This window comes from Streptomyces sp. NPDC056503, from assembly GCF_042794995.1.
Taxonomy (GTDB): Bacteria; Actinomycetota; Actinomycetes; order Streptomycetales; family Streptomycetaceae; genus Streptomyces.
This window is the reverse complement of sequence record NZ_JBHTST010000007.1, coordinates 45267-63768: the sequence shown is the minus strand read 5'-3', so window position 1 is coordinate 63768 and position 18502 is coordinate 45267. Positions and strand designations below refer to the sequence as shown.

The 18502-nt window shown below is 70.1% G+C and carries 22 protein-coding genes; 11 read left to right on the top strand and 11 right to left on the bottom strand.

Annotated elements, in window-relative coordinates; genetic code table 11:
• The first annotated feature begins 68 nt into the window (after nucleotides 1-68).
• Nucleotides 69-1463: a YibE/F family protein gene (locus ACFQ8C_RS03720; protein WP_383451922.1), complete on the top strand. Its 1395-nt coding sequence runs from the start codon at nucleotides 69-71 to the stop codon at nucleotides 1461-1463.
• Nucleotides 1464-1653: 190 nt separating this feature from the next.
• Here the strand turns inward: ACFQ8C_RS03720 and ACFQ8C_RS03715 are convergent, their stop codons facing one another.
• From ACFQ8C_RS03715 to ACFQ8C_RS03700, 4 genes are all read right to left on the bottom strand, one after another.
• Complete coding sequence (locus tag ACFQ8C_RS03715; RefSeq protein ID WP_030753939.1) at nucleotides 1654-2094, bottom strand: SsgA family sporulation/cell division regulator; 441 nt, start codon at nucleotides 2092-2094, stop codon at nucleotides 1654-1656.
• Nucleotides 2095-2232: 138 nt separating this feature from the next.
• A complete protein-coding gene (locus ACFQ8C_RS03710; RefSeq protein WP_383451921.1) occupies nucleotides 2233-2997 on the bottom strand; it encodes an IclR family transcriptional regulator in 765 nt (254 codons plus the stop codon).
• 286 nt (nucleotides 2998-3283) lie between these two features.
• Nucleotides 3284-3502 (bottom strand): DUF5326 family protein, encoded by a 219-nt coding sequence (locus ACFQ8C_RS03705; protein WP_383451919.1) that lies wholly within the window; start codon nucleotides 3500-3502, stop codon nucleotides 3284-3286.
• 190 nt (nucleotides 3503-3692) lie between these two features.
• A complete protein-coding gene (locus tag ACFQ8C_RS03700) occupies nucleotides 3693-4010 on the bottom strand; it encodes a cupin domain-containing protein (RefSeq protein WP_031003164.1) in 318 nt (105 codons plus the stop codon).
• Nucleotides 4011-4060: 50 nt separating this feature from the next.
• On the opposite strand from ACFQ8C_RS03700, the gene ACFQ8C_RS03695 reads away from it, so the two are divergent.
• The 4 genes from ACFQ8C_RS03695 to ACFQ8C_RS03680 all read left to right on the top strand — a co-directional run bounded on the left by ACFQ8C_RS03695 (nucleotide 4061) and on the right by ACFQ8C_RS03680 (nucleotide 6735).
• Nucleotides 4061-4444: a phage holin family protein gene (locus ACFQ8C_RS03695; protein WP_383451917.1), complete on the top strand. Its 384-nt coding sequence runs from the start codon at nucleotides 4061-4063 to the stop codon at nucleotides 4442-4444.
• 9 nt (nucleotides 4445-4453) lie between these two features.
• Nucleotides 4454-4960, top strand: coding sequence for a low molecular weight protein-tyrosine-phosphatase (locus tag ACFQ8C_RS03690; RefSeq protein WP_383451915.1), 507 nt, complete (start codon nucleotides 4454-4456; stop codon nucleotides 4958-4960).
• Nucleotides 4957-6129 carry a cystathionine gamma-lyase gene (locus ACFQ8C_RS03685; RefSeq protein WP_383451913.1) on the top strand — a complete coding sequence of 391 codons (1173 nt, stop codon included), beginning with the start codon at nucleotides 4957-4959 and terminating at the stop codon, nucleotides 6127-6129. Before ACFQ8C_RS03690 ends, ACFQ8C_RS03685 begins: the two co-directional genes overlap by 4 nt.
• A gap of 126 nt (nucleotides 6130-6255) precedes the next feature.
• Complete coding sequence (locus ACFQ8C_RS03680) at nucleotides 6256-6735, top strand: NUDIX domain-containing protein (protein WP_383451912.1); 480 nt, start codon at nucleotides 6256-6258, stop codon at nucleotides 6733-6735.
• On the opposite strand, the gene ACFQ8C_RS03675 is transcribed toward ACFQ8C_RS03680, so the two are convergent.
• The gene (locus ACFQ8C_RS03675) at nucleotides 6667-7899 is read right to left on the bottom strand and encodes a globin domain-containing protein (RefSeq protein WP_383451910.1); all 1233 of its coding nucleotides are present in this window, start codon (nucleotides 7897-7899) and stop codon (nucleotides 6667-6669) included. The genes ACFQ8C_RS03680 and ACFQ8C_RS03675 overlap by 69 nt on opposite strands.
• A gap of 201 nt (nucleotides 7900-8100) precedes the next feature.
• Here ACFQ8C_RS03675 and ACFQ8C_RS03670 point away from each other — a divergent pair, with 201 nt between their 5' ends.
• The 3 genes from ACFQ8C_RS03670 (at nucleotide 8101) to ACFQ8C_RS03660 (ending at nucleotide 10041) form a co-directional block, all read left to right on the top strand.
• Nucleotides 8101-8964: a GNAT family N-acetyltransferase gene (locus ACFQ8C_RS03670; RefSeq protein ID WP_383451907.1), complete on the top strand. Its 864-nt coding sequence runs from the start codon at nucleotides 8101-8103 to the stop codon at nucleotides 8962-8964.
• Between the two features lie 122 nt (nucleotides 8965-9086).
• Nucleotides 9087-9545, top strand: a complete 459-nt coding sequence (locus ACFQ8C_RS03665) for a MarR family winged helix-turn-helix transcriptional regulator (RefSeq protein WP_383451905.1) — start codon at nucleotides 9087-9089, stop codon at nucleotides 9543-9545.
• Between the two features lie 43 nt (nucleotides 9546-9588).
• Nucleotides 9589-10041: a GNAT family N-acetyltransferase gene (locus tag ACFQ8C_RS03660; RefSeq protein WP_383451904.1), complete on the top strand. Its 453-nt coding sequence runs from the start codon at nucleotides 9589-9591 to the stop codon at nucleotides 10039-10041.
• A gap of 60 nt (nucleotides 10042-10101) precedes the next feature.
• Here ACFQ8C_RS03660 and ACFQ8C_RS03655 read toward each other — a convergent pair whose 3' ends face one another.
• Nucleotides 10102-11484, bottom strand: coding sequence for a serine hydrolase domain-containing protein (locus tag ACFQ8C_RS03655; protein ID WP_383451902.1), 1383 nt, complete (start codon nucleotides 11482-11484; stop codon nucleotides 10102-10104).
• A gap of 37 nt (nucleotides 11485-11521) precedes the next feature.
• Complete coding sequence (dnaB, locus tag ACFQ8C_RS03650) at nucleotides 11522-13009, bottom strand: replicative DNA helicase (RefSeq protein WP_150232879.1); 1488 nt, start codon at nucleotides 13007-13009, stop codon at nucleotides 11522-11524.
• A 441-nt stretch (nucleotides 13010-13450) separates the two neighbouring features.
• Between dnaB and ACFQ8C_RS03645 the strand changes: the two genes are divergently transcribed.
• Nucleotides 13451-14788, top strand: a complete 1338-nt coding sequence (locus ACFQ8C_RS03645) for an MATE family efflux transporter (RefSeq protein WP_383451899.1) — start codon at nucleotides 13451-13453, stop codon at nucleotides 14786-14788.
• 134 nt (nucleotides 14789-14922) lie between these two features.
• Here ACFQ8C_RS03645 and rplI read toward each other — a convergent pair whose 3' ends face one another.
• From rplI to rpsF, 4 genes are all read right to left on the bottom strand, one after another.
• Entirely contained in the window at nucleotides 14923-15369 is a 447-nt protein-coding gene (gene rplI / locus ACFQ8C_RS03640) for a 50S ribosomal protein L9 (protein ID WP_383451897.1), read from the bottom strand.
• Between the two features lie 18 nt (nucleotides 15370-15387).
• Nucleotides 15388-15624, bottom strand: a complete 237-nt coding sequence (rpsR, locus tag ACFQ8C_RS03635; protein ID WP_005315025.1) for a 30S ribosomal protein S18 — start codon at nucleotides 15622-15624, stop codon at nucleotides 15388-15390.
• 58 nt (nucleotides 15625-15682) lie between these two features.
• Entirely contained in the window at nucleotides 15683-16288 is a 606-nt protein-coding gene (locus ACFQ8C_RS03630) for a single-stranded DNA-binding protein (protein ID WP_383451895.1), read from the bottom strand.
• A gap of 72 nt (nucleotides 16289-16360) precedes the next feature.
• Nucleotides 16361-16651, bottom strand: a complete 291-nt coding sequence (gene rpsF, locus ACFQ8C_RS03625) for a 30S ribosomal protein S6 (protein ID WP_004950685.1) — start codon at nucleotides 16649-16651, stop codon at nucleotides 16361-16363.
• Nucleotides 16652-16891: 240 nt separating this feature from the next.
• Between rpsF and ACFQ8C_RS03620 the strand changes: the two genes are divergently transcribed.
• Nucleotides 16892-17200: a hypothetical protein gene (locus ACFQ8C_RS03620; protein ID WP_383451893.1), complete on the top strand. Its 309-nt coding sequence runs from the start codon at nucleotides 16892-16894 to the stop codon at nucleotides 17198-17200.
• A gap of 123 nt (nucleotides 17201-17323) precedes the next feature.
• Complete coding sequence (locus tag ACFQ8C_RS03615; RefSeq protein WP_383451891.1) at nucleotides 17324-18442, top strand: lipid II:glycine glycyltransferase FemX; 1119 nt, start codon at nucleotides 17324-17326, stop codon at nucleotides 18440-18442.
• The last annotated feature ends 60 nt before the right edge of the window (nucleotides 18443-18502 follow it).

Sequence of the window (18502 nt, the reverse complement as noted above, 5' to 3'; positions counted from 1 at the left end):
CACGAGGCTAGCGCCCTCCCTGGCGTGCTGAACAGTGGGCCCCCCACCGTTCTTGCGATGATCGGGCGGTGACTTCCTCACAGCAGTCCCCCGATCCGCACGGCCATGAGCACGGGCACGGCGCCGGTTCCGGCGCTGGTCAGCACGGTCCGGGCCATGGCTCCGGCCACGGCTCCGGTCATGGGCACAGCCACAGCCACGGGCCCGCCGCACCCGTCTCGCGCCATCTGCGAAGAGTCATCGCGGCGGTCCTCATCCCCTTCGCCACCGCCGTGGTCGTCGGTCTCGTGGTGCTCTGGCCCGGTGGCACGCCGGCCCACGAGCGGACCGGGGTCGGCTTCGACCGGCAGACCGAACAGGGCGAGGTCGTGGCGGTCGAGCAGGTCGACTGCCGGGACGTGAACGCGGCGCAGGTGCCGCCCACCGGCGATACCTCCACCCCGCAGGGCCGCGAGGCGGTCAACGGTCAGCAGGGGCAGTGCGAGAAGGCGACGATCGAGGTCACCAGCGGTCCGGACAAGGGGCGGCGGTTCACCGAGATCGTGCAGCCGGACGCCCCGCGCCAACTGGAGGAGGGCCAGGGCGTGGTGGTCGCCTACGCCCCCGACGCCCCGAAGGACCTGCAGTACTCGGTGACGGACGTGAACCGGAAGGTGCCGATGGCGGTCCTCGCCGGCATCTTCGCGCTCGCGGTCGTGCTCGTCGGGCGGATGCGGGGCGTGATGGCCCTGATCGCGCTCGCCGTGAGCTTCCTGGTGCTCACCCTCTTCATCCTGCCCGCGATCCTGGAGGGGTCGAACCCGCTGGTCGTGGCCGTGGTCGGGTCGAGCGCGATCATGCTGCTCGCGCTCTACATGTGCCACGGCCTGTCGGCCCGCACCTCGGTCGCGGTCCTGGGCACGCTGATCTCGCTGCTGCTGATCGGCCTGCTCGGCTCCTTCTTCATCGGCTGGGCCTCGCTCAGCGGCAACACCGACGACTACACCGGACTGATCCACGGTCTCTACCCGGAGATCGACATGTCCGGCCTGCTGCTCGCCGGTGTGATCATCGGTTCGCTCGGTGTCCTGGACGACGTCACCGTCACCCAGACCTCGGCCGTCTGGGAGCTCCACCAGGCCGATCCCGGCATGGGCCCGCGCGCCCTCTACCGGGCCGGGATCCGGATCGGCCGCGACCACATCGCCTCGGTGGTCAACACGCTGGTCCTGGCCTACGCCGGCGCCGCGCTCCCGCTGCTCCTGCTCTTCACCATCGCGCAGAGCAGCATGGGGACGGTGGCCAACAGCGAACTGGTGGCGCAGGAGATCGTCCGGACACTGGTCGGCTCGATCGGTCTGGTCGCCTCGGTACCGGTGACGACGGCACTCGCGGCGCTCGTGGTGTCGGCCGACCGTCCCTCGGCGGAGCAGGCCGGCAGCCGGGCGGCGGGCCGCGGCGGACGGCGGCGCCGCGCGAAGTGACGCGCGCGCGGCGGCCGTACGGCATCAGGCCTCGCAGGCAACCGTACGGAGCGGAACGCCGGTGTCAGGCGTGCGGAGGGGGCGCCGGTGTCGGCTGTACGGAACGGGCCCCGGCGTCGACCGTACGGAACGGGTGCCGGCGTCAGGCGTACGGAGGGGGCGCCGGCGTCAGGCGTACGAAGGGCGTCGGTCAGGCCGGGCCGGCGCTCTCCTCGGCGAGGATCCGGCCGAGCGCGGCCTCCAGGCTGTCCTCGAAGTCGCCCAGTGCCTGTTCCTGACCGAGCGGCACCAGCTTGTCCGTGCGGTCGAGGAAGGCGACCAGCGGCGGGGCGCTGGCGCGGAAGAGGGCGCGGTCGCCGCCCACCTGGAGTCGGATGGAGACGTCCGACAGGCCCTCGGGGTCGGTCGGGGCGATGTGGACGTCACCGTCGCCGCTGGGGCGGTTGATCCCGTCGAGCAGCAGCTCCCTGCCGAACGCCCAGGTCACGGGTGCGTCTCCGGGAAGGTGGAAGGTCATCCGCACCGCGTAGGGATCCCGGGTCTCGTATCGCAGTTCGACTGGGATCTTGAAGGAGAGCTCCTCGGAGACGAGGAAGCTCATCAGGACCTCGGCCTGAACCGACTCTCGCATCATGTACCCCGCAGTAGATGGAGCAGTTGTGTAAACACAGCTGCTGAAAGCTGTGACCGAAACGGCCAGGAATGATCCCCCGTGGCCCTCTTGACGCAATCGTGCTGTACGCGCTAGCGGATCACAAGGAGTGATTTTTCAGATACTGATAGAGAACGCGAGTGAACTGAAGAGGCTTCCGATCTCCGTACGTAGCCGCTCGACTGCTGGGAGCAACCGTTCTTCCTGGTGAAGCGGTAGAGAAATGGCCAGAGCGGCCGCTGTAGAGCCCGCCGTGATGGGGATGGCCGCGCAAACCGTGCCGAGCGCATATTCCTGCCGCTCCACCAGGGGTTCCATTCGCCCCAAACCGCCCAAACGCTCCAAAAGCATCCGCCGGTTACGCACCGTGTACGGAGTGATGGCTTCCACCGGGTGGCGGTCGAGGTGGTCTTGACGAGATTTCAGATCGAGTTGACTCAGCAGACACTGTCCGATCGCGTGGGCGTGTCCGGTCTCCCGGAAATCGGCCCACTCCTCCACCGCGGGGGAGTTGGGGGTGTCCGCCACGGAGACCAGCTCGATCTCACCGTCGCGGTAGAGCGCGAAATAGACCGGCACACCGATCTCGTCCCGCCAGTGGGCAAGGGAGTCTTCGATCTTGGTGCGACGATTCTGCACAGCTCCGCCGCCGGCCAGCCGGGCGGCTGCCTCGCCGAGATAGAACGCACCCTTGTCGCGGAGCAGATAGCCCTCGTGCGTCAGGGTGCGGAGAAGGTGGTACGTCGTGGGCAGCGGAAGGCCCGTCTCCCGGGCGAGCTGCTTGGCGGGGGCACCGTCCGCGTGGGAGGCCACGGCCTCCAGAAGTCTCAGCGCCCGCTGCACCGAGCCGATCAGGGTCGGCGCAGCTGTCTGCGTGGCCATGGCCAAAGGTCACCCCCAGGCGTGACAACGGATGCGCTGCATCCGTTCGCGGGGGCCGCCCCCGCGCACCCGCCGGGCCTGGGACACCGATGGGGTCCGATGGACGGACCCCTCAGGGACGAGCGGGAAACCGCTGGTCTGCCGGAGATCTACGCCCGTAGTCCCCGGCTCGGCGGAGATCTGCCACTCTAGTGGCTTGTCCTCGCCCCCCACCCTGTTTCCACCAGCGCGTTCCCTCTGCCGGGCTAACGCCCGGCAGACGCTGAATACCGATCAGTAGCTTGTGCTACCAGTCGCGATCCGACTTCGACGGGGTGCCGAACTTCCGTACGGCGTAGATGAGTCCGGCCACCAGCGCGACGAACAGCAGCACCTTGAACAGCAGGCCGATCACGAAGGTGAGGACGCTCGTGATGAATCCGCCGAAGACAAGCAGGACCAGGGCGGGTATCGCGATCCACTTCACCCACCACGGCAGCCCCGCGAGAATCTCCTGTACGGCCATGGCTCTCTCCTTCGCTCTCGACGCCCCGTCCGGAACCCTCTGTCCCCGACACCTCAAGGCTAGGCGGGGACCCCAGCCCGACGGGGCCTCGGAGGCCCGGGCTCTCCCCTGATCCAACCCCTAGGGGAACCAGGGGTTCAGCCCCGAGAGCCGGGGGTCCGGCCCCGGCGGCGGAGCGCCGGGAGAACCGTCACGCCTCCGGCGGCGAGAAGACCACCAGGACCCGCAGGTCCTCGCTGATGTGGTGGAAGCGGTGCGGCACCCCGGCCGGCACGTAGACCACGCTGCCCCGGGCCACCTGCGTCGTCTCGTCCCCGACGGTGATCGCCGCCCGCCCGGACACCACGAAGTACACCTCGTCCTGACCGTGCGGCGACTGCGGGTCCAGCTCACCCGCGTCGAGCGCGTACAGCCCCACCGACATGTTCCGTTCGCGCAGGAACTGGAGGTACGCCCCCTGATTGGCGAGGCGCTCCGCCTCGAGATCGTCCAGCCGGAATGCCTTCACTGCCGTTCGCCCCTGCCCTTTGCCCGATCGTCTCTGCCACGATCAGACACATGAAGAATTTCGTAGTCAAGACGCTCGCCAACGCGGGCGCCCTCGCGGTGGCCATCTGGCTCTTCGAAGGCATCACGCTGACCGGTGACGACGAGATCACGGGCAAGGCGATCGTCAGCCTGCTGCTCGTCGCCCTCGTCTTCGGTCTCGTCAACTTCCTGGTCAAGCCGATCGTGAAGCTGCTGACGCTGCCCCTCTTCATCCTGACCCTCGGCCTGATCACCCTGGTGGTCAACGCCCTGATGCTGCTGCTCACCTCGTGGCTGGCCGAGCAGTTCGACCTCAGCTTCCACGTGGACGGCTTCTGGACCGCCGTCGCCGGCGGCCTGATCATCTCCGTCGTCTCGTGGGCGCTCAACGTGCTCCTCCCGGACGGCGACTGAGCCACCGCCATGACCTACCGCGTCTGCTTCGTCTGCACCGGCAACATCTGCCGCTCCCCGATGGCCGAGCACGTCTTCCGCGCGCGCGTGGAGGAGGCCGGCCTCGGCGGGGCGGTCGAGGTGGACAGCGCGGGCACCGGCGGCTGGCACGAGGGCGCCGCGGCGGATCCGCGCACCGTCGCCGTCCTGGAGGAGCACGGCTACACCTCCGCCCACACCGCCCGGCAGTTCCGCGCCTCCTGGTTCCCCGCCCTCGATCTGGTGATCGCGCTCGACGAGGGCCACGTCAGGGAACTCCGCCGCCTCGCCCGTACCCCCGACGAGGTGGCGAAGATCCGGCTGCTCCGCTCGTACGACCCCGCCGCGGGGGACGCGCTGGACGTCCCCGATCCTTACTACGGCGGGCGCGAGGGCTTCGAGGAATGTCTGGAGATGGCCGAGGCCGCGAGCGAGGGACTCCTCGCCGTCGTCCGCGCCGGACTTCGGGGGGACGAAATCGAGGAAAGGACCCCGTGAACCCGTTGAGCCCTCAGGAACAGCACCACCCCGGCGAGGGGCCCGGCGACGGGACGCTCGCCGTGCGGGCCGGACTGCCCGAGCCCGTGAAGCACGAGCCGACCCTGCCGGGACCGGTCTTCGCCGCCCACTTCCACCTGCCGGGCGAGCCCACCGGCCCGTACACCTACGGCCGCGACGAGAACCCGACCTGGACCCATCTGGAACGGGCCATCGGCACCCTGGAGGCGCCCGCGGAGGCCGGCGTCGAGACCGTGGTCTTCGCCTCCGGCATGGCCGCCATCTCCGCCGTGCTCCTCTCCCAGCTCTCCGCCGGCGACGCCGTCGTCCTGCCGACCGACGGCTACCAGGCGCTGCCGCTCCTCCACGAACAGCTGCGCGCGTACGGGATCGAGGTGCGCACCGCCCCAACCGGTGGCGACGCCCAGCTCGACGTGCTCGACGGCGCCAAGCTGCTGTGGATCGAGACCCCGTCCAACCCCGGCCTCGACGTCTGCGACATCCGCCGGCTGGTCCGCGTGGCACACGCCGGCGGCGCGCTCGTCGCCGTCGACAACACCCTCGCCACCCCGCTCGGCCAGCGACCGCTCGAACTGGGCGCGGACTTCTCGGTGGCCAGCGACACCAAGGGCATGACCGGCCACGGCGATGTGCTGCTCGGCCACGTCAGCTGCCGCGACCCGCGGCGGGCCGCGGAGGTACGGCGCTGGCGCAAGATCGTCGGCGCGATCCCGGGGCCCATGGAGGCCTGGCTCGCCCACCGCTCGCTCGCCACCCTCCAGCTGCGGATCGACCGCCAGTGCGCCACCGCCCTGGAACTCGCCCGGGTCCTGGCCGAGCACCCCGACGTGTCCGGGCTCCGCTACCCCGGGCTCCCGGAGGACCCCTCGCACGCGATCGCCTCCCGGCAGATGCGCCGCTTCGGCTCGGTGGTCTCCTTCGAACTCGCCGACCGCGCGAGGGCCGAACGCTTCCTGGACGAACTGCGCCTGGTCGACGACGCCACCAGCTTCGGCGGGGTGCGCTCCTCGGCCGAGCGACGCGGACGCTGGGGCGGGGACGCCGTCGCGGAGGGCTTCGTCCGCTTCTCGGTCGGTGCCGAGGACCCGGAAGACCTGATCACCGACGTGCTGCGGGCGCTCGACGCGGCCCGCAAGGCCGTCGGCTAGCCGCCCGGCCCGAAGCGGCCCCGGAACCGGTCCGACCGCGCCCGTGCGTCACGGTGCGCCGGGCCGGTTCCGGATCGTGGGGGAGCGGTGAGTTTCAGCCCGGCTGGAACGGGCCATTTTCTTCCCATGACCGAACGGCCCGTGGTCAAGCGCACCGCACGCGCCATCCTGCTCGACGGAGACGACCTCATCCTCATCAAGCGCACCAAGCCGGGGATGGATCCGTACTGGCTCACGCCCGGTGGCGGCGTCGAGCCCTCCGACTCCACCGTCGTCGAGGCCCTGCACCGCGAGGTGCACGAGGAGCTCGGCGCCAAGATCGTCGATGTGGTCCCCTGTTTCGTCGACACCGTCGAGCACATCGTCGACGGCGGGGTCTCCGGCGTGAAGGTCCAGCACTTCTTCGTCTGCCGGCTGGAGTCGATGGACCTCAGGCTGCGGCACGGTCCCGAGATCGACGAACCGGTCGGCGAGTACGAGATCGTCCGGGTGCCCTTCAGCCGCGTGGGGATCGCCGCCGTCCACCTGGTGCCGCTCTCACTGCGCCACTACCTCGACGGCAACATCGAGGGCGTTCGCGCCATGCACGCCCCCGACCTCGGCTGACCCGGCCCCCATCGCGGCGAGCTCCGTCAGGAAGTCATGGCGGATCCGCTCGGAGGGGACCCCCGAGCCGCGGAGCACGTCGACGCCCTCCCGCACCATGCCGAGCGGGCCCGAGAGATAGGCGTCCCGCTCGGTCCAGGGGCCGGCCTCGCGGACCGCCTGCGGCAACGGCCCCTGCGCCTCGGTGACCGGGTGGACGGCGAGCCACGGGAAGGTCCGTTGGAGCCGCAGCAGGGTGTCCATGTCGTAGAGGTCGTGGCCGCTGCGGGCGCCGTAGAACACATCGACCTGCCGACGGTCGCCGTGCTCGGCGACGTCCTCCACCAGGGCCCTGATCGGCGCGATGCCGGTCCCACCACCCAGGCAGAGCAGCCCCGTGTCGGTGGCGTGATCGACCGTCATGGAGCCGGCCGGCGGACCGAGCCGGAGCACGTCCCCCGGCCGGGCCCGATGGACCAGCGCGTGGGAGACCCAGCCGGCCGGGACGGCCTTCACGTGGAGGGTGAGCAGTCCGTCCGGCCGGGGCGCCGAGGCGAAGGAGTAGTGCCGCCAGACCCTCGGCCACCAGGGCGTCTCCAGCGTGGTGAACTGCCCGGCCAGGAACGGATACGGCGCGTCCGGCCGCAGGGTGAGCACGGCGATGTCGGGGGTCCGCAGGTCGTGCGAGACCACCTCGGCCTGCCACCAGGCGGGCGCCTTCGTCTCGTCCTCGGCGGCCGCGTCGATCATGAGCTGCGAGATCGCCGTGTACGCCCGGACCCAGGCCGCTTCGGTCTCCCCGTCCCAGCTCCGCTCCGCGTACCGTGCGAGCGCGCCGATCAGAGCCTCGCCGACCGCCGGATAGTGGGCCGCCTCGACGCCGTACTTCCGGTGGCCGCGGCCGAGATGCCCCAGGTACTCGACGAGGAAGGCGCTGTCGTCCATCCGCTCGGCGACCGTGAGCAGCGCCTTGAGCAGGCGGTCCCGCTGGGCGTCCATCGCGGCCGGGAACAACTCGCGCAGCGCCGGGGTCCGGATGAAGAGCAGCGCGTAGAAGTACGAGGTCACCTTGTCGGCGACCGGGGCGATCTCCTCGAGAGTGCGGCGGACGAGCACCGCATCGGGAGAGGGATCTGATATTCGGGGCCCCGTCCCGCCCGTCGTGCTGGTCGGACCATCCATCATGTGCCTCGCCTCACGCAGCCGGCTTCCGTGCTCGCAGCATGGCGGCCGGGGGAGGGGCTTCGGGCGGAAAGCGGTGTTCTCGGGCCAAAGGACCGGGTTGCGGACTAGGCTCCACTCTTTCGGCGCGCGCGGGTGTTTCACGTGAAACACCGACGGAAAACCCCTGGACGGAAGATCACCCCGTCGGAGAGCCTGGCCGTCATGCCGATCTCCCCCACCGCCCTCGCCCAGCTCCCGGTCCGGCGCCTCGACACCACCGACCTCCTGGCCTGCGCCGACCTCTCCGAGAACCGCGGTTGGCCCCGCGAGGAACACAAGTGGGGCCTGCTCCTCGCCGCGGGCACCGGATACGGCATCGACGACCCGGACGGCGACGGGCTGCTCACCTGCTGCGTGGTCACCTCCTACGGCCCCGACCTCGCGTCCATCGGCATGGTGCTGGTCGCCGAGCGCTACGCCCGGCAGGGTGTGGGGCGCCGGCTGATGCGGTACGTCATGGAGCAGGCGGGGGAGACCCCGCTGGCGCTCTACGCCACCCCCAACGGGCAGCCGCTCTACGAAGGACTCGGCTTCACCGAGATCGGCCGCTCCGCGATGGTGAAGGGGCACTTCTCCGGCGTCGGGCCCACGCCGCGGATCACGGTCCGTCCCGCCACCGCCGACGACCTCCAGGAAGTCCTCCGCCTCGACCACGAGATCTTCGGCCTCGACCGCACCCCGCTCATCACCCGCCTTCCGGCCTTCGCCGACCATCTGCGGGTCGCTGTCGAGGACGAGGCGATCACCGGCTTCGCCGCCGCCTGGCCCAACATGGACACCCATGTCGTCGGCCCGCTGATCGCCCGTGACACCGCCACCGCCCAGGCGCTCGTCGCCTCGCTGGCCGCCGCCACGGACCGTCCGCTCCGCACCGACGTCGACGTCCGCCACACCGAGCTGCTGGGCTGGCTCAAGGAGAACGGCCTCGTCACGATCGCCGACAACGCGATGATGCTCCGCTCCGCCCCGGCCCTCCCCGGCGACGCCACCCGGCGCTTCGCCCCGCTGACCGTCGCGGCGGGCTGAGCTTCCCGCCACGGGAGAGCACGAAAGAGAGGGCCGTAATAGTTGCACACGCGCACTATTGCGGCCCATCGACTACCCTGGATCCGAGCAACCCACCGGCGAGGACAGGACAAGGAGAGATCATGACCGCGACGGACCCCGCCCTCACGGCACTCGCGCAGCGCTGGTGCGCCCTCTCCCTGCTGCACGGCCGCATCGAGTCGCACATCGAGCGCGCGCTGGAGTCCGGCCACGGTCTGAGCGCCCGCGAGTACTCGCTGCTCGACGTGCTGAGCCGCCAGCACGACGGCCCCGGCGGGCACCTCCAGATGAAGCAGGTCGCCGACGCCGTCGTCCTCAGCCAGAGCGCCACGACCCGCCTGGTCACGCGCCTGGAGGACCGGGGCCTGCTCACCCGCTACCTCTGCGCGACCGACCGGCGCGGCATCTACACCGATGTCACCGAGGCCGGCCAGAAGCTCCTGGACGAGGCCCGCCCCACCAACGACGGGGCCCTGCGCGAGGCCCTGGACGAAGCCGCGAAGAACCCCGAGCTGGCCCCCCTGGTCGGCGTCCTCGAAGGCGAGACCGCCGCCGTCTGACGGCCGCCCTTCGGCGTCCGCCTCCGGGCCGTACCCTGCGGGCATGAGCGATCTTGAGATCCGTCCCGCCACCGCGGAGGATGTGCCCGCGATCGTCGCGATGCTCGCCGACGACCCCCTCGGCGCCCAGCGCGAGTCCCCGGACGACCCGGCGCCGTACCTCGCCGCCTTCACCCGTCTCGCGGGCGACCCGAACCAGCACCTCGTCGTGGCCACACGTGACGGAAACGTCGTCGGCACGCTTCAGCTGACGATCGTCCCCGGGCTCTCCCGGCGCGGTGCCACCCGCTCGATCATCGAGGGGGTACGGATCCACTCCGAGGAGCGCGGCAGCGGTCTGGGAACCCGACTCATCGAGTGGGCCGTCGAGGAGTCCCGCCGCCTGGAGTGTGTCCTGGTCCAGCTGACCTCCGACGTCACCCGCACCGACGCTCACCGCTTCTACGAGCGGCTCGGCTTCGAGGCGAGCCACGTGGGGTTCAAGCTGGCCCTCTGACCTCTCCGAGGATGGCCCGTGTTTCACGTGAAACACGGGCCATCACGTCCCACGGGGGTGTCAGAGTCCCCGCCACCCCTTCTCGTCCACCCCGCCCGGGACCGCGTCCCCGGGCTCGTACGGCTCCCGGGTGAAGACGAAGGAGCCGAGGTCGAGGTGGCTGACGCTGCCGTCGGGGCGGCGCACCACGCGCAGCCTCTCCCCCGCGTAGTAACCGTCGACCCCGATCCAGCCGCCCTCCGGCAGCGCCTGGAAGCGGGCACGCCGGCCGGGGCCGCGCAGGGGTTCCAGGACCACCCCGCGCTCCGCGCCGAGTCGCAGCCCGAAGGAGTACGTCCCCCAGTACCAGGGACCGGTGAGCGCCAGCAGTTCCTGGTCCACCTCCGCCTCGGGCAGCGGCCGCCACGGCTCGGGGAACCGCGGCTCCGCCTCCGCCACGATCCGTACGAGGTCGGTGGCGACGAGCCCGGGCAGCGGACCGCTCGTGGCGTTGGCGAGGGCCACACCGACCAAGCCCTCCTCGACGTCCACCCAGAGGCCGGCGACGAAGCCCGGCAGCGAGCCGCCGTGCCCGATGAGGGTGCCGCTCTCCTTGTGGGCCACCTGGAGGCCGAGGCCGTACCCCATCAGCGGGTCGCCGACGGCCGGCGGCCCCACGGGCACCCGCATCTCGGCGACGGAGGAGGCGCTCAGCACCCGCTCGTCGCCCTCCGCGAGGAAGACGCCGAACCGGCAGAGGTCGGCGGCCGTCGACCACAGCCGGCCGGCCGCGCCCATCACGCCCAGGTCCTCGGAGGGCTCGGGAAGCATCACATCGGCCCAGGGGTGCACCGCCCAGCCCCCGGCATGCGGGGCGACCGGCTCCCCCGTCGTCCGGTGCATGCCCAGCGGCTCCAGGATCTCGGTGCGCAGCGCCTCCTCCCAGGAGACCCCGCGCACCGCCTCGACCAGCGCACCGAGCAGGGTGTATCCGGGGTTGGAGTAGTGGAAGGTGCGGCCCGCCGGGTGGAGCACGGGCGTCTCCCCCAGCACGTCGGAGAGCTCGGGCCGCGAGGACCCGGGCGTCCTCTCCCACCAGGGCGACGGGGTCTCCGCCGCGAGTCCGGCGGTGTGACCGAGCAGCTGGACGATGGTCGCCTCGCCCACCCCGGTGCCGGGCAGGTGCTTCTCCAGCGGGTCGTCGAGACCGAGCAGCCCCTCGTCACGCAGCCTCAGGACGAGGACGGCGGTGAACACCTTGGTGATCGAGCCGATCCGGTACTGCGTGTCGGCGTCCGGGGCGTGCCCGTCCACGCAGCTGCGGGAACCGCTCCAGACCATCGCTCCCCCACGGGCGACGGCGCCCACGAACGACGGCGCGCGGCCCTCGCTCTGGGCGCGGGCCACGCGATGCAGCAGGGAACGTTCGGTGGTGGGCAGCAGGGCTTCGAAGTCTGAGGTCATGCGGACGATCATGCCCCGGCGCCCCGCCCCGGCACGATCAGGTTTGTGCCATGTCCACGAAGCGCGAGTAGTGGCCCTGGAAGGCGACGGTGATGGTGGCCGTGGGGCCGTTACGGTGCTTGCCGACGATGATGTCGGCCTCGCCCGCGCGCGGGGACTCCTTCTCGTAGGCGTCCTCGCGGTGGAGCAGGATGACCATGTCGGCGTCCTGCTCGATGGAGCCGGACTCTCGGAGGTCGGAGACCATCGGCTTCTTGTCGGTGCGCTGCTCGGGACCACGGTTCAGCTGGGAGAGCGCGATCACCGGAAGCTCCAGCTCCTTGGCGAGGAGCTTGAGGTTACGCGACATGTCGGAGACCTCCTGCTGACGGCTCTCCTGCCGCTTGGAGCCACCGGACTGCATCAGCTGGAGGTAGTCGATGATCACCAGCTTCAGGCCGTTGCGCTGCTTGAGCCGGCGGCACTTGGCGCGGATCTCCATCATCGACAGGTTCGGGGAGTCGTCGATGTAGAGCGGCGCCTGGGAGACGTCGGGCATGCGGCGGGCGAGCCGGGTCCAGTCCTCGTCGGTCATCGTGCCGGAGCGCATGTGGTGCAGGGCGACCCGGGCCTCGGCCGACAGCAGACGCATCGCGATCTCGTTGCGGCCCATTTCGAGGGAGAAGATGACGCTGGGCAGGTTGTGCTTGATCGAGGCGGCGCGCGCGAAGTCCAGGGCGAGTGTCGACTTACCCATGGCGGGGCGGGCCGCGATGATGATCATCTGTCCGGGGTGGAGCCCGTTGGTGAGCGAGTCGAGGTCGCTGAAGCCGGTGGGCACACCGGTCATCTCGCCGCTGCGGGAGCCGATCGCCTCGATCTCGTCGAGCGCGCCTTCCATGATGTCGCCGAGCGGCAGATAGTCCTCGGTGGTCCGCTGCTCGGTGACCTTGTAGATCTCCGCCTGGGCCGAGTTCACGATCTCGTCGACGTCGCCGTCGGCCGCGTAACCCATCTGCGTGATCTTGGTACCGGCCTCGACGAGCCGTCGCAGCACGGCCCGCTCGTGGACGATCTCCGCGTAGTACGAGGCGTTCGCCGCGGTCGGCACCGACTGGACGAGGGTGTGGAGATAGGAGGCGCCGCCGACCCGGTTGATCTCGCCGCGCTTGGTGAGCTCGGCGCCGACCGTGATGGGGTCGGCGGGCTCGCCCTTGGCGTAGAGGTCGAGGATCGCGCCGAAGACGGTCTCGTGCGCGGGCTTGTAGAAGTCGTGGCCCTTGATGATCTCCACGACGTCGGCGATGGCGTCCTTGGAGAGCAGCATGCCGCCGAGCACGGACTGCTCGGCGTCGAGGTCCTGCGGGGGGACCCGTTCGAAGCCGGAGAGTCCGCCGTCCCAGGGGCCGTCGCTGCCGCGCTCGTGCTGTTCCTCACGGCCCCGGCCGCGACCGCGGCCCTCGCCACGACCCTCGCCGCGCCCTTCGCCCCGGGTGCGGACGGGCAGCCGGTCGCTCGGTCCGCCGTCTGCCCAAGGGTCGTCCATGGGCTCGGGAACGCTCACCCGCCACCTCTTCCCGTCCGCTCAGCGGACCTTGCCGCGCCACTCCTTCTTACGCCACGGCCTTGATCAAAGAGTGGCTTTGCGTCCGGTTCTGGCGCGTCGGGCGCCGGTCCACGGTAGGCCCGCGAGGGGCATCAGCCAATCTGGTTATCCACAGGCTCTGTGGGTGAAGCCCACAATGCTGTGGATAAGCCGCCGGATCCTGTGCACGGACCGGGGGACAGCCATGTGGACAAACTCATAACCCCCTCCCCGTTACGGCTCTGACCTGCACCTTTTCCATCCACGGGCTGTGGGGGAGAAAAACTTTTGCGCCAGGGCCCCGATCAGAACAAACAGCCCACACCCGAAGCCCCGCTCCCCCGAAAAGTAAGGACTGCTATTGCATTGCATCTCTTACCTGTGGACGATTAGATTGGCTCCATGACCCAGGCCCCCACGAGCTCCAAGGTCGCACTGCGCCGACACGACCGCGAGATCCTCTCGCTCGCCCTCCCGGCCTTCGGCGCCCTCGTCGCCGAACCGCTCTTCCTCATGGTGGACAGTGCCATCGTGGGGCACCTCGGCACCCCTCAGCTCGCGGGCCTCGCCATCGCCGGAGCCCTGCTCTCCACCTTCGTCAGCGTCTTCGTCTTCCTCGCCTACGCCACCACGGCCGCCGTCTCCCGGCGGGTCGGCGCCGGCGATCTGCCCTCCGCCCTCCGGCAGGGCATCGACGGCATCTGGCTGGGCCTGATCCTCGGTCTCGCCGTCGTCGCGGTCGCCCTGCCCACGGCGCCCTGGCTGGTCGAGGTCTTCGGCGCATCCGACACCGCGGCCCCCTACGCCACCACGTATCTGCGGATCTCCCTCCTGGGCATCCCCGCGATGCTGATCGTCCTGGCCGCCACCGGTGTCCTGCGCGGCCTCCAGGACACCCGCACCCCGCTCTACGTGGCCGTCGGCGGCTTCGCGGTCAACGGCGCCCTCAACCTCGGTCTGGTCTACGGCGCCGGGCTCGGCATCGCGGGCTCCGCCTGGGGCACCGTCATCGCCCAGTGCGGCATGGCCGCCGCGTACCTCGTCGTGGTCGTCCGTGGCGCCCGGCGTCACGGCGCCTCGCTTCGGCCCGACGCCGCCGGCATCCGGGCCTCGGCCCAGGCCGGCGTCCCGCTCCTGGTCCGTACGCTCTCGCTGCGCGCCGTCCTGATGATCGCCACCGCCGTCGCCGCCCGCCTGGGTGACACCGAGGTCGCGGCCCACCAGATCATCCTCTCGCTGTGGAGCCTGATGGCCTTCGCCCTGGACGCCATCGCCATCGCCGGCCAGGCGATCATCGGCCGCTACCTGGGCGCCGAAGACGCCGAGGGGGCCCGCCAGGTCTGCCGACGGATGGTCCAGTGGGGCGTGGTCTCCGGGGTGGTCCTCGGAGTGCTGCTCGTCCTCGCCCGCCCGCTGTTCATCCCGCTCTTCACCAGCGACCCTGCCGTCCAGTCCACCCTGTTGCCGGCCCTGCTCGTCGTGGCACTCTCCCAGCCGGTCTCCGGGGTCGTCTTCGTCCTCGACGGCGTCCTCATGGGCGCGGGCGACGGCCCCTATCTCGCCTGGGCGATGCTGCTCACCCTGGTGGTCTTCGCGCCCGTCGCCCTGCTCGTGCCGGTCTTCGACGGTGGGCTGACCGCGCTCTGGTGGGCGATGACGCTGATGATGGTGGTCCGGATGGCCACGCTCTGGTACCGGATGCGCTCCGGCCGCTGGATCGTCACGGGCGCCACCCGCTGACCGAGGGCGGTGTTCCACGTGAAACGCCGCAAACGGACGCAAGCGCGTGTTTCACGTGAAACAGCGGAAGGGCCGCGCCCCGTGAGGGGTACGGCCCTTCCTTCTGCGCGAGCGCAGAACTGCTGAGCGCAGCGTTACGCGGCAACGACCTCGATGCCGAGCTTCGCGGCAACCTCGGGGTGCAGACGCACGAGCACCTGGTGCGAGCCCAGGGTCTTGATCGGCGAGCCGAGCTCGACGCGACGCTTGTCGACCTCGGGGCCACCGGCGGTCTTGATCGCCGAGGCGACGTCGGCCGGGGTCACGGAGCCGAAGAGACGGCCGGCGTCGCCGGAGCGAACGGCCAGACGGACCTTCGTGCCCTCGAGCTTGGCCTTGATCTCGTTGGCCTGCTCGATGGTCGCGATCTCGTGGATCTTGCGGGCGCGGCGGATCTGCGCCACGTCCTTCTCGCCACCCTTGGTCCAGCGGAGCGCGAAGCCGCGCGGGACCAGGTAGTTGCGAGCGTAGCCGTCCTTGACCTCGACGACGTCGCCGGCCGCACCGAGGCCGGAGACTTCCTGGGTGAGGATGATCTTCATTTTTCGGTCACCCTTCCCTTATCGCGCGGTGGACGTGTAGGGCAGCAGCGCCATCTCACGGCTGTTCTTGACGGCCGTGGCGACGTCACGCTGGTGCTGCGTGCAGTTGCCGGTCACGCGGCGGGCACGGATCTTGCCGCGGTCGGAAATGAACTTCCGCAGCATGTTCGTGTCCTTGTAGTCCACGTACGCGGTCTTGTCCTTGCAGAACGCGCAGACCTTCTTCTTAGGCTTGCGCACAGGCGGCTTCGCCATGGTGTTTCTCCTGTGTGATCAAGAAGTGTGGGGTACGAGCTGCTTCCGGGGCCAGGCCCTAGAAGGGAGGCTCGTCCGAGTAGCCGCCGCCGGAGTTGCCACCCCAGCCGCCGCCGGCCTGCTGGCCGCCGGAGGAGGAGCCGCCGGAGGAAGAGCCGCCGGAGGCCCAGGGGTCGTCGGAGGGAGCTCCGCCGCCGCCCTGCTGGCCGCCGCCGGAGTTTCCACCCCAGCCGCCGCCACCCTGCTGGCCACCGCCACCGCCGCCGCCGAAGCCGCCGCCGCCACCCTGACCACCGCGGCCGGTGGTCTTGGTGACCTTGGCCGTGGCGTTACGCAGGCTGGGACCGACTTCCTCGACATCCAGCTCGAAGACCGTGCGCTTGACGCCCTGGTTGTCCTCGTACGACCGCTGCTTCAGACGGCCCTGCACGACGACGCGCATGCCGCGCTGAAGGGACTCGGCGACGTTCTCCGCCGCCTGGCGCCAGACCGAGCAGGTCAGGAAGAGGCTCTCGCCGTCCTTCCACTCGTTGGTCTGACGGTCGAAGGTGCGGGGAGTGGACGCGACGCGGAACTTCGCGACCGCCGCACCGGACGGGGTGAAGCGCAGCTCGGGGTCGTCGACGAGATTGCCGACGACCGTGATGACGGTCTCGCCTGCCATGGGTGAACCTCTCGGCGGGATTGCTTCTGGCTGCTTGCTGCTACTCGGACCCGATTACCTCTGAGCGGAAGCTCAGTGGGTCTCGGGGCGGAGGACCTTGGTCCGGAGGACCGACTCGTTCAGGTTCATCTGGCGGTCGAGCTCCTTGACGACCGCAGGCTCGGCCTGCAGGTCGATGACCGAGTAGATGCCCTCGGGCTTCTTCTTGATCTCGTAGGCGAGACGACGACGGCCCCAGGTGTCGACCTTCTCGACCTTTCCGTTGCCCTCACGGACGACGGAGAGGAAGTTCTCGATCAGCGGGGAGACAGCGCGCTCCTCGAGATCGGGGTCGAGGATGACCATCACCTCGTAGTGACGCATGTGGAACCCACCTCCTTTGGACTCAGCGGCCACGGTCGTTCCGTGGCAGGAGGGTCGTGATGCGTGAGCGACGGCGTCCTTACTGGAAGGACCAGGGCAGACACCGGCGCAGACCGTACAGAGTACCTGCACATCGCCTTGCGGTTGAAATCCGGCGGGGTGGGGACGCAATCTGTACACATCGGACGTCGGCGGCGCTAGGATGCGCCGCCCTCCGCACGGCACGCCAGGAGGTGCCCCATGGCACAGGCAATGCGACCCGACCCCGGCCATTCCCTCTTCGCGACGGACGGCAAGCCGCATCCGCTCCAGGACACCCTGCTCGCGGTGACCCTGGTGCTCGGCATCCTGTCCTTCGTCACGGCGCAGTTCCACAGCCTGCATCTGCTCAGCTCGTGGTCGGGCCTGATCGGCATCCTGACCGGGGCCTACGGACAGTTCATCTCCGTCACCACCCGCGAACGCTTCTTCCTGATCATCGGCCTCGGCGCCTCGGCCGTCGGCTTCTACCTCGGCATGGCCCACGGAGGGCTCTTCGGCGGCGTCTGAGCCGACGCCGGGCACGTCAAGGGCCCACGCGGCCCTCCGGGGCGCTCCTTGGTCGCAGTAGGCTTCGGCGCGAGAGCCGGAGCCCCTGACCGATGGGGACACACCTGCCGAGGAGCGCCCCGCATGAGCCTGACCCTGAGGACCATCAGCCGAGAGCAGCATCTGGCGTACATCCAGACCCTGCCCGGCGCGAGCCACTGCCAGGTCCCGGCGTGGGCGGACGTGAAGACCGAGTGGCGCTCGGAGAACCTCGGCTGGTTCGACAAGAACGGCGAGCTCGTCGGCGTCGGTCTGGTCCTCTACCGTCAGCTCCCCAAGCTCAAGCGCTACCTGGCCTACCTCCCCGAGGGTCCGGTCATCAACTGGCACGCCCCCAACCTCGACGAGTGGCTCCAGCCGATGCTGGCCCACCTCAAGCAGCAGGGCGCCTTCTCCGTGAAGATGGGCCCGCCGGTCGTCATCCGCCGCTGGGACTCGGCCGCGATCAAGTCCGGCATCCAGGACCCGGACGTGAAGCGCCTGAAGGACGTCCAGGCCACCGAGGTCGAGGCGCGCGCCTTCGAGGTCGCCGACCGGCTGCGGCGGATGGGCTGGCAGCAGGCCGAGGACGGCGGCGCCGGCTTCGGCGACGTGCAGCCGCGCTACGTCTTCCAGGTCCCGCTGGCGAACCGCTCGCTCGACGACGTCCTCAAGGGCTTCAACCAGCTGTGGCGCCGCAACATCAAGAAGGCCGAGAAGGCCGGCGTCGAGGTCGTCCAGGGCGGTTACGAGGACCTCGCCGAGTGGCAGCGCCTGTACGAGATCACCGCGGTCCGCGACAAGTTCCGGCCGCGCCCGCTCTCGTACTTCCAGCGCATGTGGACGGTCCTCAACAACGAGGACCCCAACCGGATGCGCCTCTACTTCGCCCGCCACAACGGCGTGAACCTCTCCGCGGCGACCATGCTCGTCGTCGGCGGCCACGTCTGGTACTCCTACGGCGCCTCCGACAACATCGGCCGCGAGGTCCGGCCGTCCAACGCCATGCAGTGGCGGATGCTCCGCGACGCGTACGCGATGGGCGCCACCGTCTACGACCTGCGCGGCATCTCGGACTCGCTCGACGAGACCGACCACCTCTTCGGTCTGATCCAGTTCAAGGTCGGCACCGGCGGCGAGGCCGTGGAGTACGTCGGCGAGTGGGACTTCCCGCTGAACAAGCTCCTGCACAAGGCGCTCGACATCTACATGTCGCGCCGCTGACGCTCCGCGCGGGCCTTGCGTAACCTCGTAGTTCCACGAGTCCCGTACACACCTGCGAAA